The following is a 26,997-nucleotide window of genomic DNA, read 5'->3' as shown; positions in this document are numbered from 1 at the left end:
GGGCGGTGCGCACGGTCATCGTTCTGGCATCACGGAATGCTTCGCCGCGCGGCGAGGCCGTCTACGGGAGAGCAGGCACGATGGTGACGGCCCGGTAGGCAAAAGGATTGCTGAGGGCGGCGCGGATCATGCCGCCCGAGCTAGATCCCCTTCGATCGCGGCAAGCGCCCGCTCCAGCGCAGCGAAGCAGGTCGGGTCGAACGCTGTCCCGACATCGGCGCGCATGATCCCGAGCGCTTTCTCCAGCGGCATGGCCGACCGGTAGGGGCGGTCGGCGGTCAGCGCGTCGAACACGTCTGCGACCGAGACGATGCGGATCTCAGGTGCGATCGCATCGCCTTTCAGCCCACGTGGATAGCCCTTGCCATCCAGCCGTTCGTGGTGGCTGCCGCCGATGCAGGCGGTCTCCCGAAACACCGCCACGCGGGAGAGGATGGTCTCGGACAGAACTGCGTGATTACGCATATCCCGCCACTCCGCATCGTCCAGCTTGCCATTCTTGTCGAGGATTGCGTTCGAGACCCCGAGCTTGCCGACGTCGTGCAGGAGTGCAGCCCGCTTGAGCCAGCGGCGGCGTTCCGTGGTGAAGCCGAGTTCGGCCGCGATCATATCGGCATAGACCGCGACCCGCTCCGAATGGCCGGAGGTGAACGGGCTTTTGGCATCGATGATCTCGGCGAAGGCACGGGCGATATCGTCGAGGTAGTCTTCATCCACGACGATCGGGCTCGCCGGCGCCAGCGCGACGACCGCCGCCTCGACTGCGTCCGAACTCAAGATCTCCCAGAAGCCTGGTTCAGCCGCGACCGACTCGAAGCAGGCCACAACCTGCGGGTCGAACCATGTTCCCGAGCGCGAACGCACTTCAGCGATCGCGGCCGCAGGACCAGCCGCTGTATGGAAGACGTCAACCACCTGCGCGAGCAACGCCACGCGTGCGTAAAGGGGGATTGCGGCGCCGGCGAGATGGTCCGGTCGGCCGCTGCCGTTCCAGTGCTCGTCGAGCGCGTGGATGGCTTCACAGACGCTCGCGGGAAAGCGGAGCTGAAGTGCGATCTGAGCTCCGCGCTGACAGCGGGTCTGGATAAGATCGTCGACGATCTCTCCGCCGTTCTGCAAGATGTTCAGCACGGCGCGAAAACGTTCGGCCAAGCCTGCTTTGAGGCCCGTGTGCGCGAAAACAAACCCCAGCACCTTCGGCAGGCTGTCACTGACCGTCTTAAAATCGCGTTTGAAGCTGAGATCGTCGGATAGATAAAGCTCGCAGATGCGCGCGGCGTTGCTGGAGCATCCGAGGTCTTTCAGCATCACCGTGTGGTAGAGTTCCCACAGCTGCAAATCAGGCAGGCCCATCTTTCTGCCGATGTGGAAGCCAATCCATGTGGCACGCACGCAATGGCCGACGGGCTGACCTTCCGTCAGATCGAGGGCGTGGCTCAGAGCGCCAAGGATTTCCGACAGCTGTACGGTCCTGGTCTCCGTTGCACTGCTCGCGACAATTTCCATTAATATTGCCCAGCCCCGCGCCTAACAGGATCGGAGTTTATATCCTGAGCCTAAGTAAAGCGTTTAAAGGCAGCTCGATCGAATGGTGAACCCTTCGTTGGCGCGGCGTTCACTTCAACGCGTTTGCGACTTGGAAGCGCGCACTTGCAAAATCATTTGCTCCGATCGTTGGCCCTGACTCGCAAATCAGCCCGCGCGCGGACCTTCCCCACTTCCGCAAGGGGTCGAAACCAGCCCCCGCATGATCCCGCGGATCGGGTTCTGACCCTCTAGAACGCTTTGACGAACTCGATCTTCACGGTGCCGGTGCGCGAGAGCTGGAGGCTCATGGCAGCCGTGTCGTCGCTGGCCAGGCGCATCGTGCCCACCGGCGCCCCGAACATGATCGCCGTGCCGGCGGGATAGGTGTCGCGCAGCCAGGGGCGCACGGCCACCGCCAGGATCCCGGGCGGTCCCTGCCGGCCGGCAGATCGGCGATCGTGTGCAGGCGCGCGCCGAGCGAGAGCATCATCCCGGGCTCCAGCACGCCGCCCCGGACCCGCTGCACGTCGAAGACGGCCGACCCGAGCGGCGCGAGGCCCGCAATCCGGAAGTTGACCCCCGACGCCGTGTCGCCCGTCTCCAGCTCCGGATGCGTGATCCGCTGCCGGCAGGTCAGCGCGTTGCCGACGAAGTCGCGATTCCAGGGCGCGCGCGGGTGCTCGTAGGGGCCGATCAGCCAAGCCGTGCTGCGTTCCATCGCGATCACGCGGCGCATGGCCAGGACCTGCGCCGGCGTGAGGCACGGAACGGTCAGCGCGGCCTTCCACCGGGCTGTGGGCGAGGCCACGACCTGCTCGTGGCCCTGGAAGGTCTGGCCGCCGGAGCGCGTGCCGCCGCGCAGCGACCACTCCTCGGCGGATGGCACGAGCAGCCCCGGCCAGGGCAGCGGATCGGCCATGATGGTCGCGCGCCTCAGGTCCACGTGTCGGGCATCGGCGGGCGCTGCCCTTCCCAGGCCAGATCCCAGGCCGGGCCAGCACCTCGGCGCAATCGTAGGCGCCCCAGGACCGGTAGCGCATCTCGGCGGTGGCGCCGTTCGGGTCCGGCACGACCAATGCCACCGGCTCGTCGCAGACATCGGCCAGGGCGGCGAAGCTGGCGAGGTCGATCCCGGCGAGCGCCAGCCCGTAGCCGCTGGCATGGGTCAGGTAGTCGAGCAGGACGATGGCGGCGTTGTCGGTGTAGGCAGTGGCCCCCGAGCGGGGATCGTAGGAGGGCGCCCCGGCGACCAGCAGGCGCACGTCCGGTGCGCCCTCGGGGAAGATCTGGCTGCCCTTCTTGAGTGGCGTGGCGACCACGACGCTGTAGCACAGGCCGGCGAGACGCTTGCTCGCGCTCCAGTAGGGCAGCTTCAGCAGGGCGGACGAGGCCGGCTGGTCGTCGGTGCCGGCATGGGCCTCGATCACGATCTTGCCCTGGTAGACGCTGTCCGGGACGCTGCCGCCGGGTCCGGCGGCGAGGCCGGTCTTCACGTCGCCGAGCCAGTATTGCAGGATCGCGACCGGCCCGACGCAGTGGACCGCGCCGCGGTACAGGACCTTGTTGGTGTCGTTGTACTTCAGCGTTTCCAGCGCGAAGATCACGCCGCCGAGCTTGGCCTGACCGAGGACGCGGCGGCGCGGCGCCACCGCCTGCCGGACGGTGATCTGGTGGTCGGCGCGCTTCTCGCCGCCGAGCAGCGCCTGGGCGCCGTATTGCAGCCCGATCGTGCCGACCGTCAGGGCGGCGTAGCCCACGAGCGTCTCCGCCGAGACGCCCGCGAGGGTCGAGCCGATGATGACGTCGAGCCCGACCTCGCCCAGGATCGCGACGCCGATCGCGGCCGGCATCAGAGGCGCCAGGCCGCGCGGGTCGGGAAGGCGCCGAGCGCCACGCCGGCTTGCCCCTTCACGGCCCAGCCCAGCGCGCAGCGGATCGCGCAGGCGGGACCGACCTCCGGGTGCGCGACGAGGCCGACATCGCCGGGGCGCGGCGCGTCGGTCGGGGCGAATCCGGCCGCATCCATCAGCGCGCAAACCGCAGCCTCGAACCCGCCGCGTCGGAGGACGGCGCGCGCCGCGCCGCGCGCCGTGCGGTAGCGCCCGCGCAGGGGCGCGGCCGGGTCGACCCCGCGGGCGCGCCGGCACCAGTCGGCCATGGTCAGGGCGCAGTCGCAGAGGCCCCAGGCGAAGTCGGCCCGGACCATGGCGCGCAGGAAGACACTCAGCTCTTCTCGGGGATCTCGGGGTTCCACGGGCGCCTCCGGTTGACCATCTGGGCGATGTCGAACAGGCCGTCGTCGCCGGGGTGGCGACGCTGCTGGTCGGCGTGGGTGAGGTTGCCGAAGGGCGGCAGGCCCCGGCGGGCGAAGCGGGTCTCGGCGGTGAGCTGGGCGGTCCAGCTGTCGGGTCCGGATGCGGTGTGGGTCAGGCGGTCCATGATGCCGCGGTAGAGGGTGTAGAGGCCGCCGAGCGGCGCGAGGTCCGCGCCGTAGAGCTGCAGATAGAGCGTGCAATCCCGGCCCTTCACCTGCGTGCGGGCGTCGACCACGTCGGCGGCGATCGCGGGCCCGACGCCCGAGAGGGTGAAGGTGACGAGCGGGGCGAGGCCGCCGACCGGGCTCTCGATGTCGGAGACGGCGCCCAGGCCGCCCAGGCCCTGCAGGTCTGGCCCCCGGCCCGGAGCGTGCCGAACCCGGCATGGACGCGCTGCGGCCGGTCGCGGAAGTCGAAGAACGCCAGGATCTCGGCCGTGATGGTCGCGCCGGCGAGCGCGGCCGCCCCGGCCGCGTCGAAGATCGGCACGGTTCACCGCCCCGTGCCGTAGCGCCGACTGGCGACGGCGCTGCGCGCCGCGAGGGTGCGGCTCAGGCCCCGGTCGTAGGCGCCGAGCGCCGCGGTGATCTGCTCGGCGACGCCGGCCTGCGCGCCGCGCGCGTCGATCGTGTAGCTCCGGCTGTTGTCGACGCTCTGCGGGCCGGAGGCGGCGCCGGGGGCGATCGGCACGATCGTGCCGTTGGTCTGCGGCACGAACAGCTCGCGGCCCATCTCGCCGACCGTGACCGGCTGGCCGGCGGCGACCGGGCCGCCATTGGCCCGGAACAGGCCGCCGAACAGCGTGCCGAGCAGGCCCATCGGCGAGTCGCCGGCCAGGTCGAGGGTCGCGCCCGATGCGGGCGGCCCCGGAAGCACCCCACCTGCGCCGGCCCTGCCGGCTCCGCCGCCGGCGAGGCCGCCGAACAGGTTGCCCAGGAGCCCGCCGGCGGCGTTCGGCCCGGCGCTCGCCAGCGGCGCGGTGCCGAGCAGGCCGGCGAGCGGCCCGGTGCCGGTCAGGAGCCCGGACAGCATCGAGCGCTCCAGCTGCTCGGCGATGTCGGCCAGCACCGAGGCGAACGACTTGCCGTTGACGATTGCCTCCGTGAGCCCGTCGGCGGCAGCCTGCGCGAAGAACCGCGCCGCCTCGGCGCTCTGGCGCAGGGCCTGCTGGGCGTTCTCGGTGGCGTCCCGGTAGTGTTGCATGGCCTCGGCGGCCGACAGGACCCGGCTGCGCTCGTCGTCGCCGAGGGCCGGATTCGCCCGCTTGCCGCGCTTGGCATCCTCCCGGGCGGCGGCCTCGGCCTTGGCCAGAGCCACCGCCTTCTCGCGCTCGACGTTGGTCTTGCCGACGGTGTCCAGCTCGGCCTTCGCGGTGTCGCGAGCCTTCTCCAGCTGCTTGACCAGGGTCTCGACCGCGTCGAGGCTCTCGGCCTCGGAGCCGCCCCGACCCTTGTGCGCGTGCAGCGCTGGCAGCACCGCCGAGCGGTCGGGCCCCTTGGGCCGGACCTTGATGGCGAGTGGCGCCGGCGGCCCCTGGGTCTCCGGATCGACAAGGCCGGTGGCGCGGCCGGCCTCCTGGAGGAAGGTGAGCGGGTTGCCCGCCGTGAGCATCTTGCCGATCCCGGGGATCGACCCGACCAGCTCGCGCACCTTGCCGACCATGCCGGTGACGGTTTCGTAGAGGTTCACGGCGATCTGCACGACCCGGGCGATCACCCGCTCGACGTCGAGGAAGGCTTGGTAGGTGTCGAGCACCGCGTTCGAGATGTCGTGCTGGATCGGGGCGAGCGCGGTGGCGAAGGTGTCGGCGATGTCCTTCGCCTTGGCGTCGAGCAGCCGGGCGCGCTCGACCTCGTCCGCGCCGACGATGCGCACGCCGGCCACCGTCGTGCTGCTGCTGTCGAGGGTCTCGCGCAGCTGATCGGTCAGGTCGACGCCGCTGCGCAGCTGGCGCTCGAAATCGGGCCCGAAGAAATGACCGGCGAGGTCGAAGGCCGCGAGGTCGCGCTGATCGGCCCGGAGCTTGTCGATCAGGTCGAGCATCGCCCGGATCTTGGCTTCCTGCGTCTCGGCGGCGTCGAAGCCCGCCTTGTCGGCGGCCGAGAGGTTGCCGGCCCGGACATTCTGGGTCAGGCGCCCGTCCATCGCCGCGGCGTTCGCACCGTCCTTGCCCTCCCCGATCCGGACCTCGCTCGCGGCCCGGGCGTGCTGGAGCGCGGCGACCATCTGCTCGACGGTGAGGCCGAACTTGTCCGCGTCCAGGGTGGCGCGCTGGAAGAAGCCGGTGCCCACGCCGGCCTTCTCGGCCTCGCGGCCGATCCGGACGAAGTCGGCGATATGCGCGCGCGCGGCCTCGATCGAGGCGGTGACGCTGTCGAAGACGAGCTTGGCGGCCTCGAAGCCCAGGAAGGCGGCGAGCAGCGTGTTGAGCGACGGGATCTGGGCGGCCACGCCCGAGACCGCGCCGGAGGTGGCCGACAGGCCGGTGCGGGCAGCGGCGCCGGCGGTGTTCGAGGCGGCGGCCGCGCCCGTGAAGGCGCGGACGACGCCCTCCAGCGTGGCCCTGTCGGCGGTGGCGGCATTCGCCGTGGCGGAGGCGATGGACCGCACGTCCTGGCTGACGGCGGCGGCGGCGCGCTGGGCGTTGGTGGCGAGGCCCTGGAGGGACGCGCCGAAGGTGTTGCTGTTGGCGGCGCCGCCCGACATGGCGACGCCGATCGACGTCATATTGCCGACGATCTGGGACGCCAGCGTCGCCATCGCGCTCTGGGCGCGGGACGTGTCGGCCGCGAAGGCGATGACGAGCGGTTCGGCCATCCTCTCTAGCTCCGTTGAAGGAGCAGCTGTGCACGGAAGACCTGGCGCGATTCGACACGGGCCGTTGCTGGCACCCGACGGGTGCCAGCGGTTCGCGAGGTGGTTATGCGGCCAGCGCGCCGAAGCATCAGATCTATGGGTGCGCGTCCTCTATGACACTGAGCTGATCTGGAGAGACGAACTCTGGCGTGCGCGCGAGCTTTCAGCACCTCCCTCGGGGAAGCATTTGGAAGATCTAAATCCCCGCACCTTGTGCCAGGTTTAACCTTGCGTTCTGCGTCGCCGGCTCGGTCCATCTCTGGATGATCAGATCACCGATCACCTTCCTATCAGATCTTCCGAGTATGTCCGGATTAACAGCGGGATCCTCAGTCCATTTGCTGTGGCTGTAAGTCCGCTGAAACGACTCGCCGATGGCGAAGCCGATCGAAGCCGCAACGACCGTTGCGTACAAGATGAAGATGTAGACGATGGGATGGATAGCCGCGATCTGGAAGCCGTGTACCAGGGTGACGATGCTCGCAAGGAAGCTTGCTGCACCGGTGACGCCCGCTTGCTTCCAGGACCGGAGATGCGACAGGGGACGTTTCAACCTGGATTTATCGATGTACTTGCCGGTGAAGTAGCCCGTGATTGCAGGAAGCAAGGCCCAGGCGAATGCGATCCGAGCCGGATTGCCCGACATCATGACAAATGCGATCTGAATCGTCAGGCAGATCATATAGGAAACAGCTGCGCAAATCTCATTTTCCGGGGCATCCGAAGTTCCCCCATGCGCATGCTTCGGAGCATAGAAGCGCTTCACAGCGAGGGCGACGACGACGGCCAAAGTATGGAGGGCCGCGGCCATGAGGGCCCACATGACAACCTGCTTGGGATCGACGGGCACATAGGCTCGGTACTGCGCCGGAACGCTAAAACCGAGATTGTCGACGCTTGCCGCATAAATAAAACTTGGTATTAGAGTCGATAGAATGACGCAAAGACCGACGATGAAAATAGCCTCCCAATGCCATCGTGGGAGATAAGTCACTTCAACACCGAAGCCGAGGCTTTTGAGCCTCATGTCTATCCGCTCCGGACGTTGCTCGACCGCGAAAACGGCCAGCGTACACAGCCTGCAAAATCGTAGCTTCAGGGCTTGAACCTCCGCCAGGAATGCACGCCTCTGAGCGGTGAATTCCTGGATCTCGGGCTTATCGATCTGACTCATCAGGAAATCATCTATGTTCTCCACGTAGTCCGGGAGAACTTTGTCCTGCTGCTGAAAGTAATTGAAGATTTGATCTCGAAGATTGTCGACACGTTGTCCCGCGTCATCGATGTCTGATTGGATGATGCTCTGAAGCAGGGGTATCGGGCAGTTCAGGACGTATTTTTTGACGCTCTCACGAATGCAACGCAGTTCGAACCATGTCCGCTCCAGGGAGCCCGTTTCCCGTTCGGCTATCACTTCGCGAAAATGGTGGGTTCGAATGCCGGTAAAGATATCGCTACCAATCGTCTGGTTCGGCTCATATTCGACGATCAATAAGTACTGAGCCGTCTGCTCCACGCCAGTTGGCACATTCGCGCCTTTGTGGAGTGCGCGAAGGATGAACCCGTCAACCTGCCTGAATACCGGAAAAGAAGTCAAAAGACCGGTCAAAATAAATAGCGACCAAATTGCCCTCTCAGTGACAGTTTCTGGAAAATGAATTTGTCCTGTTGGAACGCTGGCGCCGGATAAATAGTAAATTGATTTGACCACTTCCGGTGAGAAGGTCATCACGACGAAAGCCGTTTCGAGCATTATGACATATTTGAGCATAAACCTTTGATATTGAGAGCGCGTTGTCGTGTATTTTGGTGGCGCCAAGCCATTAATCCTGGATATGGCTGGATCCAGAGTAGATGGGCCCGCAGCTCGTTCCGAACCGCCACTCAAAGCGTAATTTGGAGTGTTGAAGTGATAACTACCGAAGAAGAATAAGGCGATTACACCGACTGCTACGATCCAGTAATTGAGTATTGCCGTCTGTAGCCACGGCACTGGAACGCCGAATAGTATTTGAGGGAAATCAATCATGGACCCCTCCCGGCGGCCGAAGAGCAATGAACTCAGATCTTCGGGGAAGAATGCAGTAAGTCTCATCAATTGACTCGTGTCAATACAGTAATGGAACCCGCTTCTCGATGTTGGTGCCATCTGTCACGCTCGCCCCGCCGCCATCTCCTCCGCCAGCACCGCCAGGAACTCGTCCGCGCTGCCCCCCGCTTCCGGCGGCCCGTGGGCGGCGATGAAGGCCGCCACGATGACGTGCCACTCGGCCAGCGTCATCCGGCGGACCTCCTCCGGCGCGAAGCCCGCGACCGCCCCGGCGCCGTAGAAGACCGAGAGGTCGGCGGGTCGGCTGTCCCCTCCCCCTCGGCCGCGGCGTTTCCCGCCGCGTCGCCCGCCTGCGGCACGCCGTTGACCGCCGCCGCCACGATCCGGCCGCCAGTGGCAGGTGATCCATCAGCGGATCGTCCTGATAGTGCAGCACCAGCGCAGAGGCCGCGATCCCGCTCATGCCGCCGCCCTCCAGCCCGAGGCGGATCGTGTCCCACACGTCCCGGTGCGAGAACTGGTGCGTGCCGAGCCGCATGAAGATCGCCCCGATCCCGGCCCCGCACAGCCGCTCCAGCTCGGTCATCTCGCCGAGCCGCAGCTGGAAGCGGCACGGCCGCCCGGCGAAGTCGGCCGTCACCAGGGTGCGGCCGGTCTCAGGCCCGCACACGTCCAGGGCCCCCAGGCGAGCGGACCGTCGCCCCGGAACTGGCTGGTGAAATTCACGGTGCCGTTGTTGGCCTTCGTGATCTCGAAGTTCTCCACGAACACCCGACCCGACCACGCGCCGGCCCCGACGCCGTCCTTCGGGTCGATCCGGAACCGGTAGGGCACCGCCTCGTCACTGGTGGCGTCGGCGCGGAACTCGTCGGCCTGCCCGGCGATTCGCCCACCCCAGGAGCGCGAGGTCAGCACGCTCTTGCGGTCCGGGATGCCGGTCGGGTCGTCGCAATCGGCCACCGTGGCATCCTCGTAGCTGTTGGTCAGCGTCAGGGTGATTGAGGTGGCGAGGCAGATGAAGTGGTAGGCCAGCGGCGAGCCGGAGCCGCGATACGCGGAATCGGTTGCCGGGCAGGAGCGCGGGCTCGGCCATGGTCAGGTCTCCTCTCCCGGGATGGGCCAAGCGCACGGCCTGCGCAGATCCAGAAACACCGACTTCGCCTGAAGCGGGTCGATCACGTCGCCCGCCTGGACCACCTCGATCGGCGTGCGCTGGCTTTAGGGTGTGCGTCCGCCGGCGTGCCGGGCCGGGCGCAAGGCCGGTGCGCGCCGGGCGGCCGAGAGCGGCGCGACGGAGGCTGAATTGAACGCGTGGTTTGGGTGGGCCGAGGGAAGCCGCGAGAGCGCGACTTACGTGCGCGGCGCCAATCGAACGAAGCTGGCCGAGCGTATTGCCGATCGATGGGACGGCAACGCTATTCCCGCACCTCAGCACCCGGCGCGGGAGCGAGCGCAGAAAAGCTTGAACGTTCAGGATGTTGCTGGAGTGATGGCTCCCCGAGCAGGACTCGAACCTGCGACAAGGCGATTAACAGTCGCCTGCTCTACCAACTGAGCTATCGGGGATCACGGTCGCGTCTGTACACACCGGGATCGCGTGGCGCAAGGCCCTCGGCGCGCAATCTGTGCATCGTTGAAGCCCGCCAGCCGACGTTACAGGAGCAAGGCGCCAACCTGCGGCCTCACGGCAACAGACGGCGTTACCGGCAACGAACGGTCGCGCAACCCCGCCCTGCGGTCGGGACCGGGCGACGGCGTTTTGGCGCCTCAGGTCATCCGAGCGTCATGACCCAGGCCTACGGGACCGGCCTCGCCGGTCGAGCCGGCCTCCGCGCGCTGCACCCATGCTGACCCATCGCTGCCTCGACCCTCAGGATCCGTACGGTGAACGGGAGGTCCGCGTCGCCTTCGAGTGGGTCGCCGGCGGTCCGCGGCTGATCGCAGCCTTCGACGAGCTGCAGGCCGACATCCTGCCCGATCTTGTCGAGGCCCAGTGCGACGACCTGCGCCGCGAGATCGTCACGGCCGTGCCCGGCCCTGAGACACGTCCGATCCGGACGGCGGAGGCAAGAGTCTCGCGGGCCTGCGAGCACTGACGGGCCGTCCTCGTCCGGTCACGTCCAGGAGCCTGCACCGCGTCCCGCCGACGAGCCGAGCACGCTCCGCGCTGACAGGCGTTCCGGCGCGACTTGAACACGGTCGCTAGATTTGCGCCCGTGAGACTGCATAGGCCCGGTGATGCCTGTCAGAAGCCGAACGTAAGGTTTGCGCATCGCAATTGTTCTAAAAGATAGCGCGATAATTTCGGTTTGCGCGCACGGTAACGATAAGAGAAAAAACATCGAATTTGCCGGCTATATTTGGATGTGCGGCACCTTCGGCGGCTGTATGTCTCGCCCGCTCCGGTTCTTCTGCGAACGTGGCCTCGGACCCATGCGCATTTCTCTGGGACTCAAGCTCTCGGCCGTCATCGGCCTGCTGGCCCTCGTGGCAATCGGCATCTCGCTCTTCGCAATCCGCCAATCAGGCCGGGAGCAGGAGCGCGCCGCCGCCACCGACAGGATCTGGAACGCCGGGCTGCAAGCCGGGGCACTCGGGCAGGCCATCGAGCATGCCGTCGTGCAGGCGACTGCGCTCTACACCGCCGAGGACAAGACGGAGGCGCGGACGCGTCTCTCCGCGCTCCACGAGGCCCTGACGGTGGTAGAGCAGGTCCGCGGGCCGTTTCTCGAGGCCATGACGGACCAGCTGCCCGACGACCGGCGTCGCCGGTTCGACCTGTTCGTCAAGGAGTTCATCGCCTATCAGAACGACACGGCCGAGCTGGGACTGACCATCTCGCCGAAGGCGGCCCTCATCCAGGCCACGGACGAGGCGACGGTCAAGAACCGCGAGCGCATGATCGCCGAGATCGCTGCGCTCGGGCGCGAGGTACTCGGCCGCCTGAACGCGCGCCGCGCCGCCGACGCGGCGGACCGCAGCCAAGCGCGGATCACCCTCATCGTCGTGCCGGCGGTGGCACTGGCAATCGGCCTGCTTGCCGCGATCGGGATCATCGTCACGCAGGTCCGGCGGCCCCTGCACCGATTGAAGGTCTGCATGACGGCTCTGGCGGCCGATGAGCTCGACCGGACGATTCCGTTCACGAGCCGCCGCGATGAGATCGGCGAGATGGCGGGCGCCATCGCGGCGTTTCGGACGGCGCTCATCGAGAAGCGGCGTCTCGACCGGGAGGCGCAGGCGCGCCGCGACCGCGATCGGATCCGAGCGGAGGCTCTGGCCCAGGCGACGCGCGCGTTCGAGACCGAGACCCGTCGCGCCGTCTCGGACCTCGCCGGCTCCGCCGAGGCGATGCAGGCGGCGGCCGACACGCTCTCGGGGAATGCCGGTGCCATGGCGGTACAGGCGACTGTGGTGGCTGGCGCGTCCAGCCAGACTGCCGGGATCGTCGACAGCATCGCCAGCGCGGCCGAGGAGCTCTCGGCCTCCGCGCGGCAGATCGAGACCCGTGTCCGCCATACCAGCGAGATCGCCTCGACGGCCCGCACCGACACGCAGGGCCTGGCGCAGACGGTGTCGAGCCTCGCGCAGGCGGCCGAGGAGATCGGTGCCGTGGTCACGCTGATCCGCGATGTTGCCGGGCAGACCAACCTGCTGGCACTCAACGCCACGATCGAGGCGGCGCGGGCGGGTGCCGCCGGCCGCGGCTTCGCCGTCGTCGCCGCTGAAGTCAAATCCCTCGCCGGCCAGACGGCGCGCGCCACGGACCGCATCACCGGGCAGGTGGAGTCCATCCAGAACGCTGCGGATCGGACGGCGAGCGCCATTGCGGCGATCGGCGAGACGATCGCCCGGATGAGCCTGATCGCCGCGGAGGTCGCGGACGCCACCGACCAGCAGGGCCATGCCAGCCAGGAGATCGCGCGGGCGATCTTCAACGCGGCCGAGGATGCCCGGAAGGTCTCCGAGAGCGTGGCGGGTGTGCGAGCGGCGGCTGCGTCCAACGAGGCTCAGGCCGGACAGGTCCGGGGCAGCGCGTCCCGGGTGAATGCCGGCACGCACAGCCTTCAGCAGGCGATCGAGACCTTCCTGGCCCAAGTCCACGGCGCCTGACTGCGGTCGGGCCCCTGGAACACGGCGAAGATCGATGATGGGTAAGATGGAGGCCTCGCCCGGAATCGAACCGGGGTGCAAGGATTTGCAGTCCTCTGCGTAACCACTCCGCCACGAGGCCTTCTGAACGGCGCCGAAGCACCGTGCGGAGCTGGGCGGTCAGCTCCGGGTGCGCGTCTCTAGCAGAGGTCGGCGGCCGCAGGCAACGGCTGCGACACGCGAAGATGCAGGATCGTGTCAGCTCTGCCAGACCCGGGGCATCGGCAGGCCGCGATAGCCGGCGAGGAAGCGTGCGATCAGGCCCCTCAGCGGCCCGACCGTGCTGGACAGGGCCCGGATGGCGAGATGCCCGTTCCAGGCACTGGCGGCCGCCTCGATCCCAGGCGCGCCGACTTCGGCCAGCCGCGCGCGCGCCTCGTCCAGGCGCGTTTCGGCATCGTCCGAGACATCGAGCAGGGTCGCGCAGGCACCCGCCCCGCCGCCGACCGCGGGCCGCGCCAGGAGCTCGCTGATCGGACCCTCCAGCACGAAGCTGTCGGCGTAGACCAGATGCCCTGCCCGGCGCACCCGCCAAGCATCGGCGAACAATCCGTCCGCAATGCGCTCGCCCCGCGCGGCGCGACCGAACGCGACGATCTCCGCGGCGACCAGCGCGGCGCCCGGCGCCAAGTCGGCCTCGAAGCGGCGCCGCACGCGGGCGCGGTCGAAGAGGATGGTTTCCTGCGGCAGCCAGGCGAGCTTTGCGCCGGCGCCCAGGGCAACTTGGTTCTCGATCCGGCTCACCGGCCCGTCCGAGCGGTAGATCTTCTCCGCGGCCGTGGTGGTCAGGACGAGGTCGCCTCCCGGCGCGAGATCGAGCGCGATCGCGAAGTGATCACCGCACGCGACGCCGCCGGCCGTGTTGACCAGCACGGCCTCGAGCGCGCCATTGCCCCGCGGGAAACGCAGCCGGGACGGGCCGGACTCCGCGAGGTCGATGATGCGCGTCGCCCCTCCCGGATGCGCCGGGCCGGCCTGCAGCCGGACATGTCCGTTCGAGCGCTGACGCATCGGCGCCGCGCGGTCCATCGCGCGCAAAGCTTCGGAATCCGGGACGCGGCCGTGCATCAGGCGCGCTCAGCGGTGTCGCCCGGCACCGCCTCGACCGGCAGGGTCGGCCGGTCGAGGATGCGCCTTCCGAACAGGCTGGCAACCAGCTCGACCAGCACCCGGGCGCTGCGCCCCCGCTCATCCAGGAATGGATTCAGTTCGACCACGTCGAGCGAGCGCACGAGACCGGAATCGTGCAGCATCTCCATGATCAGATGCGCCTCGCGGAACGTCGCGCCGCCCGGAACCGTCGTGCCGACGCCCGGTGCGATGGACGGGTCGAGGAAATCGATGTCGAGGCTGACATGCAGATGCGCGCCGAGGGCGGAAACCCCGTCGAGCACGCGCCGCAGCGGCGCGACCACGCCGAACTCGTCGATCGTGCGCATGTCGGTCACGCCGACGCGGCGGGCCGTGACCAGCGCGCGCTCGCCCGCATCGATCGAGCGCAGGCCGAACAGGTGGACGTGGCTCGGCGCGAGCGGCGGCGGCGCCGGCTCCGCGAACAGGCGCGGGAAGCCCGGCTCACCGCAGAGCGCGGCCAGCGGCATGCCGTGGACATTGCCGGAGGGCGAGGTCTCCGGCGTGTTGAAGTCGGCATGGGCGTCGAGCCAGAGCACGAAGAGCGGGCGGCCCTGCGATGCGCAGTGGCGCATGACGCCATCGATGGAGCCGAGCGAGAGGCTGTGGTCGCCGCCGACCGCCAGGGGAAGCGCACCGGCCTCGAGCGCGGCCAGGACTGCCCGGGACAGGGCACGCGACCACGCGGTGACCGCGGCGAGACCTCGCGACTCCGCCGGCTCGTCGGGAACGACGTCGCCGTGATCCGTGACCGCATGGCCGAGGTCGGAGAGTGCACGGACCAAGCCGGCGGTGCGCAGGGCGGCCGGACCCATGAGGGCGCCGGGCTCGCTGGTCCCGACCTCGATCGGGACGCCGATCAGCGCGATGCGGCACGCTGGGTCGGAAGTGGCCTCGCTCGTCATCCGATCTCCATCGGCCGCACGAATTCCGCGGCGGCTCGTGTCTCGCCGCTGCTCTAGCAGGCCTCGGGCCGCGGTTCGATCACGGCAGCTGTCGGCTTTATCGGTCGCCGATCAGGGTTACCGCGGCGGAACGCGCCCGGATGGCCGGTGCCTGCTGACCGGTTCTCCGCAAGGACCAAAGTTCGGCGAGACCCGCCAGACCGAGCGCCGTTTACGCGCCCTTCACGAGCGTTGCTTCTATGTTTCCGCGCAATTCTAACCCCCTCCAGAACGTCCAGAGCCCATCATGACTATGCTTTCGCGGCTGAGCGCGCGCCTTCCGGCGATGACCGTCGGGCTGGCGCTTCTCAGTGCCACCGCGATGGGCGGTTTCAGCTGGTACACGGCCCGGTCCGGGCTGATGGATGCGGCGCACGAGCGCCTGCAGCTGGCCGCGGCGGCGCGCCGGGACGGGATCGAGCTGGTCGCCGACCGGATGCAGGCCGACTTCCTGGCCGTCGCGGCCCACCCCCAGATCGTCTCCAACTTCCCCGACCTGATCGAGACCCTCGATCCGGCAAAGCCCGAGACCGCCGCTGTCATCGAGGCCTTCCGGGCGCCGCAGACGGTTGAGGCGCGCGTGGCGCTCGACGGCGCCGGGATGGCGTCGATGTACGGGCGCCGGCACGTCAAGGTGCAGGAAGTGGCCCGCAAGCTGATCGCCCAGCCGGGCTACGCCGACCTCATGTTCCTCGATGAAGGCGGCCGGATCGCCTACACCACGACCAAAGGCGCCGATTTCGCCAAGCCGATCTCGGACGACACCCTGGCGAGGACCGCCCTCGCGCGTCTGGTCGAGCGCCTCAAATCCGCGGATTCGAATGCCGTGCTGTTCGAGGATTTCGCCGCCTACCCGGTGGATGGGGCTCCGGCCGCCTTCATCGGACGCGCCATGACCAAGCGGGCGAACGTCGCCATGGGAACGGCGCAGGCGGCGGAGCGGATCGGCTTCATCGTCATGCGGGTCACGCCGACCCTGTTCGACCAGACCCTGGCCAAGCGGACCGGTCTGGGAGAGACCGGGCAGATCCTCGCGGCCGGTGCCGACGGGCTCCTGCGCAGCAATCCGCCGCTCAATCCGACGGTGAAGGCCGGGAGCGGGCTCGCGCCGCTCGGGATCGCCGCCGAGCAGCTCAAGGCGGGCGGCAGCGTCGATTTCACCGCCGCCGACGGGCCGCACATGGCGGCCGTCTCGCCGCTCACCGTTCTGGGCGCGCCCTGGACGGTCATCGCGGAGCAGTCGCAGGCCGAGGCGATCGACGCCGTGCGCGCGCTGTCGCGGACGTTGATCCTGACCGGCCTCTTCGTCCTGCTTGGCACGGCTGTCCTGGGCCTGCTGCTCGCGCGCTCGATCGTGGCGCCGTTGGGCGCCCTCACCCGCGCCCTGAAGGCGCTCGCCGACCGGCAGAGCCTCGCCGACGTGCCCGGCAGCAAGCGGCGCGACGAGATCGGCGACATCGCCCGCGCCGTCGTGACGATCCGAGACATGTCCCTGGAGGATGCCGCGCAGCAATTGCAGACCACGGAGGCGGCGCGCCTCCGCGAGGAGCAGAGCCGTCGCGCCATGCTGAAGGAACTCGCCGACGGCTTCGAGCAGTCGGTCGGCGGCATCGTGCAGGGCCTGACCGGCGCGGTGGCGGCTTTGCAGGACGCCTCCGGCACCATGCGGGTCGCGGTCGCCGGCACCTCGCAGCGCTCGACCAGCGTCGCCGGCGCGGCCCAGCAGACGTCCGACAACGTCAACGCCGTGGCGGCGGCCGCGGAGGAGCTCGGCGCGACCGTGCAGGAGATCGGCCGCCAAGTGGAGCAGGCCGCCGGCATGTCGGCCACCGCCGTCGGCGAGGCCCGCCGGGCCGAGCAGACGATGGCCGATCTCGCTGCGGCGGCGACGCGGATCGGCGACGTCGTCGGGATGGTCTCGGCGATCGCCGGGCAGACGAACCTCCTGGCTCTGAATGCCACCATCGAGGCCGCGCGCGCCGGTGAGGCCGGTCGCGGCTTCGCGGTGGTCGCCGCCGAGGTCAAGGACCTCGCCACGCAGACGGCCCGGGCGACCGAGGAGATCGGCCGGCAGGTGGAGGCGATCCAGACCGTGGCGCGCGATGCGGCCGGCGCGATCCAGGGCGTTGCCGGTCAGATCGAGGCGATGAGCCACGTATCGACCAGCATTGCGGCGGCGGTTGATCAGCAGGGTGTCACCACCCAGGACATCGTCCGCAGCATGGGACAGGCATCGACCGGCACCGGCATGATGACGGCCGATATCGCGGAAGTCGCCCGGGTTGCCGGCGATGCGGGCCAGGCGGCGGCTTCCGTGGCCCAGGCCTCCGACGCCCTCGCGGCGCGCTCGGAACAGCTTCGGGCCGAGGTTGCGCAGTTCCTGCGCAACGTGCGGGCGGCTTAGACGCGCCGGCCGCCGGGGCGGACGATTTCAGGCCGCCTCGGCCGGCATCGGCGCGAGCTTCTGCTCCCGCCGGCCGGCGAAGGTCTGGGCGGCCAGGGGCAGCTCGATCGCGGCGCAGAGGCCGCCCTCGCGCCGGTTCTCGAGGGTGAGCCGCCCGTTATGGGCCTCGACGATGGCCTGGACGATCGAGAGGCCCAGGCCGAAGCCGCTCGCCTCGTTGAGGTTCCGGGCCCGGTCGCCGCGCACGAACGGCTGGAGCATGGCCTCGCGCTCAGCCTCGGGTATGCCCGGGCCCTGATCGAGCACGCAGACGCGGACGCCGCGCTCGGAGGCGTCCATGTGGACCTCGGCGCGGCCGCCATACTTGATCGCGTTGTCCACGAGGTTGGTCACCGCGCGCTGCAATTCCTCCGGGCGGCCCTGGACCAGGACGTGCCGGCTGCGGCCGACGCTCACCGGCGCACCGAAATCCGAGAAATCGTCGCAGACGGTCTGAACCACCGAGGCGAGATCCACGAGGCTGTGGCTGCCGGTATCCCGGGTCTGGCCGTCGCGGACGAAGGACAGCGCGGTCTCCACCAGACCATTCATCTGGTCCAGGTCGCGCAGGGTGGCGGCCCGGGCGGTGTCGTCCTCGATGAACTCCGCCCGCAGGCGCAGCCGCGTGATCGGCGTGCGCAGATCGTGGCTGATCGCCGCGAGCATCTGTGTCCGGTCATCGATCAGCCGGCGAACCCGCGAGCGCATCCGGTCGAGGGCCCGGGAGACCGCCAGCACCTCGCGGGGACCCGCCTCCGGCAGCGCGACGTGATCGTCACGGGTTCCGAACGCCTCGGCCGCGCCGGCCAGCCGCTTCAGCGGGGCCGTCAGGGCGCGGGTCGCCCAGACGCTGAGCAGGGCCAGGGTCAGCGCCAGGAACACGACGGTGAAGATCAGCGCACCCTGCTTCGGCGTCCGCAGCGGGTCATTGGGCAGCGTCGCCTGGAGCATCGCCCCGGCCGGGGTGACGATGCCGATATGCAGCCGCGCCGGCGAGCGGGTCTGTTCCGGGTCGCCGTCCGACAGGTCCGTAATCGTCACAGGCCGCCCGGCGCCGTTGCGTAGGCGATGGATGACGGGAAGGTCGGGAACAGGTTTCGCGCCGGGCGGCACCGTCCCGTCCCAGCTCTCGACACGGATCAGCGGCAGGCTGTGACCGCTCGCCAGGAGTGCGGGCCGGGCGGCCGGGTCCACCGCATCGAGGAGCCGCGCCAGCGTGCCCAGGCGGCTCGCCGCCACGCCGGGCAGCTCGTCGGGATTCTGTGGCTCGTGCAGCAGCAGAAACGCGATGGTCGCGACGACGTGCGCGACCGCGATGCCGGCGACCACTAGAAGCGCGATCTGGCCCGCGATCGTCGTCGGTCGCAGCCGGAGGCGCAAGCGTCGCAGCGCTGTCATGAGCGCGTCACCTCGGGCGTGAACAGGTACCCGCCCGAGCGGATCGTGCGGATGAACTCGGGATTGCGGGTATCACGCTCGATCTTCTGCCGAATGCGCGAGATCAGCACGTCGATGCTGCGCTCGAACGGGCCCGCCGTGCGCCCCTGCGTGAGATCGAGAAGCTGATCACGGGACAGGACGCGACCCGGGCGCAGGCACAGTGCGTGGAGGAGGTCGAACTCGGCGCCCGTGATGGAGATTCGCGCCCCCTCGGGCGAGAGGACCTGCCGAAGGGAGACATCGAGCGTCCAGCCGGAGAAATGCAGGCGCCGGCGCTCGTCCGTATCGGGCGCCTCGGCAGCGACCCGACGCAGAATCGCGCGGATGCGGGCGAGCAGCTCCCGCGGGTTGAACGGCTTGGCGAGGTAATCGTCGGCCCCGAGTTCCAGGCCGAGGATCCGGTCCACATCCTCGGACTTTGCCGTGAGGATCAGGATCGGGATCTGCGAGGAACCGCGCAGTCGCTTGCACAGGCTCAGGCCATCCTCGCCCGGAAGCATCAGGTCCAGGACGATCAGATCGATGCGGGATTCCGCGAGGGCGCGGTCCATGTCGGTCCCGTCGCCCGCCAGCGTGACGCGGCAATCGTTGCCCCGCAGATAGCGCGCGATCAGGGCCGAAATCTCCCGATCGTCCTCGACCACGAGGATGTGGGGTGTTGCCGGAGCAGTCATCGCGAAGGAATCTGTGTGCGGTTCGGCCTGCATCATCAGGCTATTATGCGCCGATCCGACGATTATTCGAAGATGGTTGGCGGAACCAATTTGTAAGCGCGTGTTTCCCGCACGCATCCTGCATTGGGCTGCGACATGACGAAGGGGAACCGATGACCGAGAATGAGGCTCGGGGCGAACGGATCGCGCCGCATCCGCCGGAACTCGCCTCGCCGTGGCGGACCGACATGCGGATGGCGCTTCAGGACGAGGCCCGGACCTTTGCCCGCGACACGGTGCTCCCGCTGGCCGATGAGCTGGATCGGCAAAAGGGCGAGATGCCCCGGACGCTGATCGACGCTATGGCCGAGAAGGGCTGGTTCGGCATCACGATTCCGGAGCAGCAGGGCGGCCTGGGCCTCGGCGTGTTCGAGTACTGCCTCGTCTCGGAGGAGCTCGCGCGAGCCTGGCTCTCCGTCGGCAGCATCCTGGCGCGTGGCCAGGGGCTTGGGACGCAGACCCTCGATCCGAAGCGCCGCGCCGACCTGCTCCGGCGCTCCGCCCGCGGACAATGGATCGGATCGATCTCCCTGTCGGAGCCCGATGCCGGCTCCGACCTCGCCGGCGTTCAGACCCGGGCGGTGCGCGACGGCGACGTCTGGCGCCTGACGGGGACGAAGCGGTGGGCCGGTTTCGCCAAGGGCGCAAACTTCGTCGAGGTCCTGGCTCGGACCCGCGACCCAGAGCCCGGAGAATCGCGCTCGGCCGGCCTGGAGCCGTTCCTGGTGATCAAGGAGCGCGACAGCTTTCCTCCCGGCATGACCGGCCGGGTCATCGACAAGATCGGCTATCACGGCTTCGAAACCTTCGAGCTGACCCTCGAGGATGTCCGCGTGCCCGAGAGCGACCGGCTCACAGGCCTCTACGGCGACCAGGGCGCCGACGCCGATTCCGGCGGGTTCGCGGCGGTCCAGCGCGGCCTCAACATCGCCCGGGTCCACACCGCGGCGCGCGCCGTCGGAGTGGCGCGGGCGGCCGTGGAAGACAGCCAAGCCTACCTTCAGGAACGCGTCCAGTTCGGGCATCCGATCGGCGACTTCCAGGCCCTACGCTTCGCCCTGGCCGACATGGCCGCCGAGGTCGCGCAGGCCCGGGCCTTCTGGCACCAAGTCGCGCATCTCCTCGATCAGGGTGAGCCCGCCGAGAGCGAGTCGGCCATGGTGAAGCTGCTGGCCACCGAGATGGCGGTGCGCGTCACCAACCAGGCCATGCAGCTGCACGGCGGCAACGGCTACACCACCGAGCGCCGGGTCGAGCGCTACTGGCGTGATGCGCGGCTGACAACGATCTTCGAGGGCACGAGCGAGATCCAGCGGCGCATCATCAGCGACCGGATGCTGCCCCGGGCCAAGACCTGAGCCGTCGTGCGGCGAATCGTCGAGCGGGACTCCCCGCTCGGCGTCGCCCGGCTACGTCCCTGAGACGATCCCGCCCGCCGCGGCGGACGCAGCCCTCCCCGGAAACCACGTGTCGAAGCCCATCAGCGACTACGCCCTCATCGGCGACACCCATTCCTGCGCCCTGATCGCCCGCGACGGCTCGATCGACTGGCTGTGCTGGCCGCGCCACGACTCGCCCGCCCTGTTCCTGAAGCTCCTCGACGACGAGAAGGGCGGCGCCTGCAGCCGGCTTTCGACGGCCTCAGCGGCACCACACGGCGTTACGTGCCGGACACGAACATCCTAGAGACCACCTTCGAGACCGCCACGGGCCGAGCCCGCCTCGTGGACGTGATGCCGGTCAACCCGCCGAGCCCGGAACCGGACGAAGGTCCGGACGGCGAGGGCGAGAGCCGGCTGATCCGGCTGCTCACCTGCGAGACCGGGCAGGTGACCGGCCGCTTCCTCGTGCGGCCGACCTTCGACTACGCACGCCGGGCCTGCACGCCGATCGCCGAGGGCGCCTCCGTACTCTTCGAGGCCGGCGACTGGCGGCTGCGGGTCAACGCCCTCCCGCGGCCGGACCTCACAGGCGACGAGGCCGAGGTCCGTTTCACCCTGAGCGCGGGCGAGACCGCCTACCTGGTGCTCACCCACGGCGAGGATCAGGAGGAGGCGTGCATCGACGACTTCGCCGGCGCACAGCGCCGCATGAAGTCGACGGTCGATTACTGGCACCGCTGGTGCGCCCGCAGCACCTATCGCGGTGCCTATCGCGACGCGGTGATGCGCTCCGCGCTGTGCCTCAAGCTGCTGACCTACTCGCCCTCGGGCGGGATCCTGGCGGCGGCCACCGCCGGCCTGCCGGAAGCCGTCCCGGGCAATCGCAACTACGATTACCGCTTCACCTGGATGCGCGACGCATCCTTCACGGTCACGGCCTTCGTGATGCTGGGCTACGTGCGCGAGGCGGCTGAATTCCTGCGCTTCCTGCGCGAGCGGGACGGGACCTACGGGCGCGAGACCCGGCTGATGTACGGCATCGCCGACGGCATGCCGCCCGAGGAGGAACTGACGCATCTCGCCGGCTGGAACGGTGTGCGGCCCGTGGTGATCGGCAATGTCGCGGAATTCCAGGACCAGCACGACATCTACGGCGAATTGCTGCGGGCGCTGTGCATCTTCCTGGAGGCAGTGGATTACGACCCGCCCGAGAAGGTCAACGACCGCCTGCCGGAGGTCCTCGACAATCTCACGGCGCGGGCGATCCGCCACCGGCACGAGGCGGATCACGGGATCTGGGAGCTTCGGACCGAGCGGCGCCAGCAGGTTCACACCAAGGCAATGATCTGGGTCGCGCTCACCGACGCGGTGCGCATCGGGCGCAACATCGCGGGCGTGCCCGAGGAAAAGATCGCCGAGTGGGAGCGCGTCGCCGCGGAGGTCCGGGCAGAATACCTCGAGAACGGCTGGAATGCCGAGAAGCAGGCCTATGTCGGCGCCTACGGGTCGCATCACCTCGACGCGGCGGTGCTGCGCGTCGCCCTGTTCGGGGCGCTGGATCCGAAGGATCCGCGCACGCGCTCGACCCTCGCGGCCGTCGAGCGGGAGCTGGGGCGCGGCGACCTGATCTATCGCTACCGCATGGATGACGGCCTCGACGGTGACGAGGGCACCTTCACGGCCTGCGCCTTCTGGCGCGTGGGCTGCCTTGCCCTCGACGGCCGCACCGCCGAGGCCAAGGCCGCGTTCGAGCGGCTGATCGCGCGCGGAAACGATGTCGGGCTGTTCGCCGAGGAGATCGATCCGGAAACCGGCGATCAACGCGGAAACACCCCGCAGGGCTTCTCTCACATGGCCCTGATCAACGCCGCCCTGCGGCTGGAGAGCAGCATCGAACGCTACGGGCTCGCCGATCCGGCGGAGGCGGAAGAGCGCAGAGCGGCCGAGTAGGGACCTGCTCCGCGTCCGATCCAGTCGGCGGCCTCACCTGTTCAGGCGGCGATCTTCACCACGCTGTCGGGCTCGGCGGCCTCCGCCGCCGGTGCGGCGGAGTCCTGGCTGGCGCGGAAGTGATCGAGCAGGCTCTCGCCGAGCCCGTCGAGCACCGCATCGGTGGCCGCCTGCGTCTCCGGATCCATCTCCGGCTCGTCGGTCCTGTACCAAGCCAGGATCTGGTCCGGCAGAGCCTCGAGGATCGCGCCGACCGGATTCTGGGGTTCCGCGGCCGCTGCAGTGGCCACGATCTCCGCTACCGGGATAATCTCCGCCTCGCCCGCCGAGGGCGCGAATTCGGTCCGGCGCTGGCTGTCCAGGGCGGCGCGCCACGCGGCGTCGGCCGCCTGGGCATCACGACGGGCGTTCTCCCGCGCGAGCGCCTCCGCGGCGATGGCCCGCGCGACCTCGCGGGCCTCGTCGCGGGCGGCCTCTGCCTCATACCGGTTCAGCAGCGCGCGGACCGGATGCATGTCCGGCCCGGGCAGGTCGTCGCAAGCGCTGATCGCGCATTCGATGATCTGCCGCGATAGGCCGGCGCCGCGGTTTGCGGCCGGGCGGCGACTGACTGCCTGCCAAGCCGAGACCGCCGCCTGCATCGCCGGCAGGAGTGCGTCGTGCAGGCCGGCCCGCGCGTGAAGGTCGGCGAAGCTGCGCGGATCGCGCATGGCCCGGGCGACCCCGGCATGATCCTGGCCCGACAGGTCGGCAAGCGCTGCCAGGGCGAAGTCGATCCGACCGGACAGGACGGCGCGCAGGATCAGCCCGGCCGTGAGCTGATGGGTGGTGCGCAGATGGGCGACGAGCCGAGCCACGGCGGCCGCTCCCGCGCCCCCGCAGGCCTCGAGCGCAACGCGCTCGCCAGCCTCGCGGCTCAAGCGGTCGCAGCGCTCGGCTCCGAGCCAGCCGCGGTGCGTCACGAAGTCGGACAGGGCGTCCGCCACCGCGAGGCCGATCGCGTGGCGGACCTCCGGCGGCAGGTCGGCCCGGGTCAGCAGAGCCTCGCGCAGGGCGGCGTCGTCGCCGTGCCGCTCCAGCATGCGCAGCATCCGGCCGGCGGTGATCTTGGCCGTGGGATTGCGCGCGAGAACCACGAGGATGTGCGGTTCACCGATCTCGGCGAGCGCTCCCGAGACGGCATGCGTCAGGTGGTGGCGGGCCGCGATCACCGCACGCGTCGTCTCGTCGCCGAGGGCCGCGGCATCCACGAGATCCGCATCGGTCAGCACCGGCGAGCGCGCCAGCACGAGCCGCGCGACCTCGGGCACGTCGCAGGACAGCGCGACCACCAGGGGGCGCGGCGTCCGGGCGGAGGCGGCACAGGTCTCGGCCAGGGCGCGACGGACCACCGGCGACGGATCGTCCAGAATCGTCAGCAGCGCGGTCTTGGTTTCCCACGCCTCGTCGGCCGTGAGATTGCCGTAGAGATAGGTCCGCGCCAGGACCGCCGCGGCTTCGGCGCGGTGGTTGGCCGAGCCGTTCTGGGTCCGGGTCAGGAACTCGCGGATGATCATGGACCGCTCCGGGGGGCGAACAGGCTGGTCCTGCCGCCGGTCATGGCATTGCTCGCGGCGAACTCCGCCGGGCGGCGGGGCGGCAGCGGCGGATTGGTGAGCGCGGTCCCGGGCGGCGTCGCCGCGATCGCGGGAAGCGCGCCGGTCACGTCGGGATCGGGAGCGGTGACGCGCGCAGGCGCGTCCGAGTCGGAGCGCGGGAAGTAGGTTGGCTCGGCGTGCGCGGTGGGCTGAGCGCTGTTGCGCGCCTGCCAGAGCCGCGCGGCGGCATCCGACACGGCCCCGCGCTGACCGGTCTGGAACAGGCTGCGCAGGTCGGAGCTGCCGCCGAACGCCGTGGCGGCGCTGGCATAGGCCGAGACGGCCTGTGTGGCCGGGGCGCTGTCCTGGCGCAGGGCGGTGATATCGGTGGCCGCTGCCCCCTGGGCGGCCGCCGAGAGGCTGGCGTAGAGTTCCGCCGCGCTGCGCGGTCGTCCCGCGCGGTCGTAGAACAGCGCGCGGTTGGCGGCCGCCGCGTCCGGAAGATCGAGGGCGGCGGCGCGCTCAGGAAACGCGCGGGCCGTCGAGATCAGGGCCGCGGCTCCTTTGGCGCCCAGGACGTGCGCCGCGTAGAGGTCGCCCGCGGTCGGCTCCCGGCCGAGGGCGCCGGAGAGCGCTTCGGCATTCTGCTGCGTCAGTGCGCCGGCGAGCGTCGCGGAGACCTTCGGATCGCGGCGCAGATCGAGGATGGCCTGCCGCTGGCCCGCATCCGTGACCGTATAGGTTCCGTCCGCCTGGCGCGTGATGGCGTCGGCCTGCGCCTGGAGGCCGAGCCGCGGCCCGGCATTCTTCATCACGCCGAGCCAGGTCTGCTCGATGAACTGAAACAGCCCGGTGGCCGAGGATGTCCCGGCCTTCGCGGTGGGATCGAGGGACGATTCCCGCCTTGCCGTGGCGAGGAGGTAGTCGAACCCCACGCCGCTCGCCGTCGCGCCGTCGCGGATCGCCTGGACGACCGGTCCGGAAGCGGTCGAGCCTGACGGCGCCCGCGCCTGGGAAGGCGGGCTTTCCGGAGGGCTGGACGGCGTGGTGAATAGGAACATCCGGGCGCGCACGGGGGCTGAAGACAGCCTGAACCTGCGCTCCGTATGGTAAATAAGTCCTCAATCCACCCTGACGGACAGATTCTCCTTTCAGGACCCGGCGAACTCGCCCGCGCCCTTCGGCCGGCGCATCTGGAACCGCGTGTCTGCGGTGGCGTGGAAGTAGTCGAAATAGCCGCCGCGCATGATCGGATGCATGGCCGCGGTATCGACCATGCCGTCCTTCACGTAGCGTTCGTCGACATAGATCGACACGACTTGGCCGATGACGAGAAAGTTGTCCGGCTCCCCGCCCCCGAGCGGAACGAGCGGCACGGTCTGGAGCCATCGGCATTCCAACGCCGCCGGCGAGGCCGCCACCCGGGGCGGACGCACCTTCTGCGAGGGCGCGGTCTCGAGGTTGGCGAAGGCGAATTCGCTCTGGCCGCGCGGCAGCGGCGCGGAGGAATCGTTCATCCCGTCGCGCAGGTCCCAGGTCGCGAGGCTGCAGACGAATTCGGCGCCGTCCTCGGCGAAAGTCATCGCGTCCTTGCGGCCCGAGGACGAGAACGCGACCATGTTGTCGGCCACGGCGTTGAAGAATGAGTACGGCGCGAGGTTGAGCTGACCGGCGCGATTCATGGCGCTGATCCAGCCGATCGGCCGCGGTGCCACGATGGCCTTGAGCGGATTGTGTGGCAGCGCGCGCGCGTCGCGCGGGGCCTCAAGATCGTAGTGCACGGCCAAGCCCCTCAGAGATACGTGACGATGTCGGCGAGCGCCGGCCGCGGTCGATCGGACGGCACTTCGCGGGCCCGGCCGATATGCACGAACCCGGCGAGCTTCTCGGTCGGCGCTAGGCCCAGCGCATCGAGCACGCGGCGGTCGTAGGCGAACCACTCAGTCAACCAGGAGGTGGCGAAGCCGGCGGCGTTCGCGGCGATGACAAGGTTCATGGTGGCGGCCCCCGCGGAGAGGACCTGTTCCCATTCGGGGATCTTCACGTGCGGTCCCGCCCGCGACACGACGGCGATCGCCAGCGGCGCGTGCGTCAGGCGGCTGCGCTCCTGTGCGAGACGATCGGGCGCCGCCTCCGGATTGTCCGCCGCGTAGGTCTGGGCGATGATCTCGCCGAGTCGCTCACGGGCCTCGCCGGCGATCACGATGAAGCGCCAGGGCGCCAGCTTGCCGTGGTCCGGCACCCGCGAGGCCGCACTCAGGATCGTCTCCAGCTGCGTGCGGTCCGGACCGGGGCCGTCCAACAGCGGCGGCGGCACGGAGCGGCGGGTCTTCAGGAGGTCGAGGGTGGCGGTCATGCGCTCCGTCCCGGTGTCGGGTCCCGATCGGGATGTGGCATGCGCGAGCCGCCGGTGGAAGAGCGGCCTTGCCGTCGCCACGGTCCGGATGCAGAGGCAGTGATGGATGATCCGCCGACCGAGCTCCCGGGCTTTCGGACGGATCTGCGGTGCGGCCCGTC

20 protein-coding genes, 2 tRNA genes and 2 pseudogenes are annotated in these 26,997 nt (G+C 69.3%); 5 read left to right on the top strand and 19 right to left on the bottom strand.

Annotated elements, in window-relative coordinates:
- Positions 1 to 126: 126 nt before the first annotated feature.
- The 10 genes and pseudogenes from M6G65_RS01545 to M6G65_RS01505 all read right to left on the bottom strand — a co-directional run bounded on the left by M6G65_RS01545 (position 127) and on the right by M6G65_RS01505 (position 10,314).
- Positions 127 to 1,506, bottom strand: a complete 1,380-nt coding sequence (locus M6G65_RS01545) for an HD-GYP domain-containing protein (protein WP_238198297.1) — start codon at positions 1,504 to 1,506, stop codon at positions 127 to 129.
- A gap of 269 nt (positions 1,507 to 1,775) precedes the next feature.
- Positions 1,776 to 3,377, bottom strand: a complete 1,602-nt coding sequence (locus tag M6G65_RS01540; RefSeq protein ID WP_238198299.1) for a hypothetical protein — start codon at positions 3,375 to 3,377, stop codon at positions 1,776 to 1,778.
- Positions 3,377 to 3,781 (bottom strand): DUF6950 family protein, encoded by a 405-nt coding sequence (locus tag M6G65_RS01535; protein ID WP_238198301.1) that lies wholly within the window; start codon positions 3,779 to 3,781, stop codon positions 3,377 to 3,379. The genes M6G65_RS01540 and M6G65_RS01535 overlap by 1 nt, the downstream gene beginning before the upstream one ends.
- On the bottom strand, positions 3,751 to 4,338 hold the full coding sequence (locus M6G65_RS01530; protein ID WP_250103479.1) for a hypothetical protein: 588 nt from the start codon (positions 4,336 to 4,338) through the stop codon (positions 3,751 to 3,753). The genes M6G65_RS01535 and M6G65_RS01530 overlap by 31 nt, the downstream gene beginning before the upstream one ends.
- On the bottom strand, positions 4,335 to 6,659 hold the full coding sequence (locus M6G65_RS01525) for a hypothetical protein (protein WP_250103478.1): 2,325 nt from the start codon (positions 6,657 to 6,659) through the stop codon (positions 4,335 to 4,337). Before M6G65_RS01525 ends, M6G65_RS01530 begins: the two co-directional genes overlap by 4 nt.
- A gap of 235 nt (positions 6,660 to 6,894) precedes the next feature.
- A complete protein-coding gene (locus M6G65_RS01520; RefSeq protein ID WP_238198307.1) occupies positions 6,895 to 8,727 on the bottom strand; it encodes a hypothetical protein in 1,833 nt (610 codons plus the stop codon).
- A 123-nt stretch (positions 8,728 to 8,850) separates the two neighbouring features.
- The gene (locus M6G65_RS33380; protein ID WP_283214889.1) at positions 8,851 to 8,979 is read right to left on the bottom strand and encodes a hypothetical protein; all 129 of its coding nucleotides are present in this window, start codon (positions 8,977 to 8,979) and stop codon (positions 8,851 to 8,853) included.
- 214 nt (positions 8,980 to 9,193) lie between these two features.
- Positions 9,194 to 9,334: pseudogene (locus tag M6G65_RS01515) on the bottom strand (gene transfer agent family protein); the annotation flags it as partial.
- A gap of 50 nt (positions 9,335 to 9,384) precedes the next feature.
- On the bottom strand, positions 9,385 to 9,708 hold the full coding sequence (locus M6G65_RS01510; RefSeq protein WP_238198309.1) for a hypothetical protein: 324 nt from the start codon (positions 9,706 to 9,708) through the stop codon (positions 9,385 to 9,387).
- A 530-nt stretch (positions 9,709 to 10,238) separates the two neighbouring features.
- Positions 10,239 to 10,314, bottom strand: a tRNA-Asn gene (locus M6G65_RS01505).
- 278 nt (positions 10,315 to 10,592) lie between these two features.
- Between M6G65_RS01505 and M6G65_RS01500 the strand changes: the two genes are divergently transcribed.
- Both M6G65_RS01500 and M6G65_RS01495 read left to right on the top strand, forming a co-directional pair.
- Positions 10,593 to 10,844, top strand: a complete 252-nt coding sequence (locus M6G65_RS01500; protein ID WP_238198311.1) for a hypothetical protein — start codon at positions 10,593 to 10,595, stop codon at positions 10,842 to 10,844.
- A gap of 337 nt (positions 10,845 to 11,181) precedes the next feature.
- Entirely contained in the window at positions 11,182 to 12,861 is a 1,680-nt protein-coding gene (locus M6G65_RS01495) for a methyl-accepting chemotaxis protein (protein ID WP_238198313.1), read from the top strand.
- A gap of 47 nt (positions 12,862 to 12,908) precedes the next feature.
- On the opposite strand, the gene M6G65_RS01490 is transcribed toward M6G65_RS01495, so the two are convergent.
- The 3 genes from M6G65_RS01490 to rocF form a co-directional block, all read right to left on the bottom strand.
- Positions 12,909 to 12,982 (bottom strand) — tRNA-Cys (locus M6G65_RS01490).
- Between the two features lie 116 nt (positions 12,983 to 13,098).
- Entirely contained in the window at positions 13,099 to 13,968 is an 870-nt protein-coding gene (locus M6G65_RS01485; protein ID WP_238198315.1) for an urease accessory protein UreD, read from the bottom strand.
- A complete protein-coding gene (rocF, locus tag M6G65_RS01480; RefSeq protein ID WP_238198316.1) occupies positions 13,968 to 14,936 on the bottom strand; it encodes an arginase in 969 nt (322 codons plus the stop codon). The genes M6G65_RS01485 and rocF overlap by 1 nt, the downstream gene beginning before the upstream one ends.
- Positions 14,937 to 15,222: 286 nt before the next feature.
- On the opposite strand from rocF, the gene M6G65_RS01475 reads away from it, so the two are divergent.
- Complete coding sequence (locus M6G65_RS01475) at positions 15,223 to 17,379, top strand: methyl-accepting chemotaxis protein (RefSeq protein WP_250103477.1); 2,157 nt, start codon at positions 15,223 to 15,225, stop codon at positions 17,377 to 17,379.
- Between the two features lie 27 nt (positions 17,380 to 17,406).
- Here M6G65_RS01475 and M6G65_RS01470 read toward each other — a convergent pair whose 3' ends face one another.
- Together M6G65_RS01470 and M6G65_RS01465 are read right to left on the bottom strand one after the other, a co-directional pair.
- The gene (locus M6G65_RS01470) at positions 17,407 to 18,816 is read right to left on the bottom strand and encodes an ATP-binding protein (RefSeq protein ID WP_238198320.1); all 1,410 of its coding nucleotides are present in this window, start codon (positions 18,814 to 18,816) and stop codon (positions 17,407 to 17,409) included.
- Positions 18,813 to 19,532 carry a response regulator gene (locus tag M6G65_RS01465; protein ID WP_465264127.1) on the bottom strand — a complete coding sequence of 240 codons (720 nt, stop codon included), beginning with the start codon at positions 19,530 to 19,532 and terminating at the stop codon, positions 18,813 to 18,815. The genes M6G65_RS01470 and M6G65_RS01465 overlap by 4 nt, the downstream gene beginning before the upstream one ends.
- Before the next feature lie 152 nt (positions 19,533 to 19,684).
- Between M6G65_RS01465 and M6G65_RS01460 the strand changes: the two genes are divergently transcribed.
- Positions 19,685 to 20,929 (top strand): acyl-CoA dehydrogenase family protein, encoded by a 1,245-nt coding sequence (locus M6G65_RS01460; protein ID WP_238198324.1) that lies wholly within the window; start codon positions 19,685 to 19,687, stop codon positions 20,927 to 20,929.
- A gap of 109 nt (positions 20,930 to 21,038) precedes the next feature.
- A pseudogene (locus M6G65_RS01450) lies at positions 21,039 to 22,903 on the top strand (glycoside hydrolase family 15 protein).
- Positions 22,904 to 22,944: 41 nt separating this feature from the next.
- On the opposite strand, the gene M6G65_RS01445 reads toward M6G65_RS01450, so the two are convergent.
- The 4 genes from M6G65_RS01445 to M6G65_RS01430 form a co-directional block, all read right to left on the bottom strand.
- Positions 22,945 to 24,459 carry a DUF2336 domain-containing protein gene (locus tag M6G65_RS01445; protein WP_238198328.1) on the bottom strand — a complete coding sequence of 505 codons (1,515 nt, stop codon included), beginning with the start codon at positions 24,457 to 24,459 and terminating at the stop codon, positions 22,945 to 22,947.
- Positions 24,456 to 25,541, bottom strand: coding sequence for a lytic transglycosylase domain-containing protein (locus M6G65_RS01440; RefSeq protein WP_238198330.1), 1,086 nt, complete (start codon positions 25,539 to 25,541; stop codon positions 24,456 to 24,458). Before M6G65_RS01440 ends, M6G65_RS01445 begins: the two co-directional genes overlap by 4 nt.
- 90 nt (positions 25,542 to 25,631) lie before the next feature.
- Entirely contained in the window at positions 25,632 to 26,261 is a 630-nt protein-coding gene (locus tag M6G65_RS01435) for a flavin reductase family protein (RefSeq protein WP_238198332.1), read from the bottom strand.
- A gap of 11 nt (positions 26,262 to 26,272) precedes the next feature.
- Positions 26,273 to 26,836 carry a nitroreductase family protein gene (locus tag M6G65_RS01430; RefSeq protein WP_238198334.1) on the bottom strand — a complete coding sequence of 188 codons (564 nt, stop codon included), beginning with the start codon at positions 26,834 to 26,836 and terminating at the stop codon, positions 26,273 to 26,275.
- Positions 26,837 to 26,997 lie beyond the last annotated feature (161 nt).

This window comes from Methylobacterium tardum, from assembly GCF_023546765.1.
Lineage (GTDB): Bacteria > Pseudomonadota > Alphaproteobacteria > Rhizobiales > Beijerinckiaceae > Methylobacterium > Methylobacterium tardum.
The sequence above is the reverse complement of the archived record's forward strand: the minus strand, read 5'-3'. Positions and strand labels throughout refer to the sequence as shown.

Coding starts and splice junctions, on each gene's coding strand:
- M6G65_RS33380 (WP_283214889.1), bottom strand. CDS start 8,979: ATGACGCTGGCCGAGTGGCACGTCATCGTGGCGGCCTTCATCGCCGCC.
- M6G65_RS01440 (WP_238198330.1), bottom strand. CDS start 25,541: ATGTTCCTATTCACCACGCCGTCCAGCCCTCCGGAAAGCCCGCCTTCC.
- M6G65_RS01475 (WP_250103477.1), top strand. CDS start 15,223: ATGACTATGCTTTCGCGGCTGAGCGCGCGCCTTCCGGCGATGACCGTC.
- M6G65_RS01430 (WP_238198334.1), bottom strand. CDS start 26,836: ATGACCGCCACCCTCGACCTCCTGAAGACCCGCCGCTCCGTGCCGCCG.
- M6G65_RS01520 (WP_238198307.1), bottom strand. CDS start 8,727: ATGATTGATTTCCCTCAAATACTATTCGGCGTTCCAGTGCCGTGGCTA.
- M6G65_RS01445 (WP_238198328.1), bottom strand. CDS start 24,459: ATGATCATCCGCGAGTTCCTGACCCGGACCCAGAACGGCTCGGCCAAC.
- M6G65_RS01465 (WP_465264127.1), bottom strand. CDS start 19,532: ATGACTGCTCCGGCAACACCCCACATCCTCGTGGTCGAGGACGATCGG.
- M6G65_RS01525 (WP_250103478.1), bottom strand. CDS start 6,659: ATGGCCGAACCGCTCGTCATCGCCTTCGCGGCCGACACGTCCCGCGCC.
- M6G65_RS01485 (WP_238198315.1), bottom strand. CDS start 13,968: ATGCACGGCCGCGTCCCGGATTCCGAAGCTTTGCGCGCGATGGACCGC.
- M6G65_RS01500 (WP_238198311.1), top strand. CDS start 10,593: ATGCTGACCCATCGCTGCCTCGACCCTCAGGATCCGTACGGTGAACGG.
- rocF (WP_238198316.1), bottom strand. CDS start 14,936: ATGACGAGCGAGGCCACTTCCGACCCAGCGTGCCGCATCGCGCTGATC.
- M6G65_RS01545 (WP_238198297.1), bottom strand. CDS start 1,506: ATGGAAATTGTCGCGAGCAGTGCAACGGAGACCAGGACCGTACAGCTG.
- M6G65_RS01495 (WP_238198313.1), top strand. CDS start 11,182: ATGCGCATTTCTCTGGGACTCAAGCTCTCGGCCGTCATCGGCCTGCTG.
- M6G65_RS01460 (WP_238198324.1), top strand. CDS start 19,685: ATGACCGAGAATGAGGCTCGGGGCGAACGGATCGCGCCGCATCCGCCG.
- M6G65_RS01470 (WP_238198320.1), bottom strand. CDS start 18,816: ATGACAGCGCTGCGACGCTTGCGCCTCCGGCTGCGACCGACGACGATC.
- M6G65_RS01540 (WP_238198299.1), bottom strand. CDS start 3,377: ATGCCGGCCGCGATCGGCGTCGCGATCCTGGGCGAGGTCGGGCTCGAC.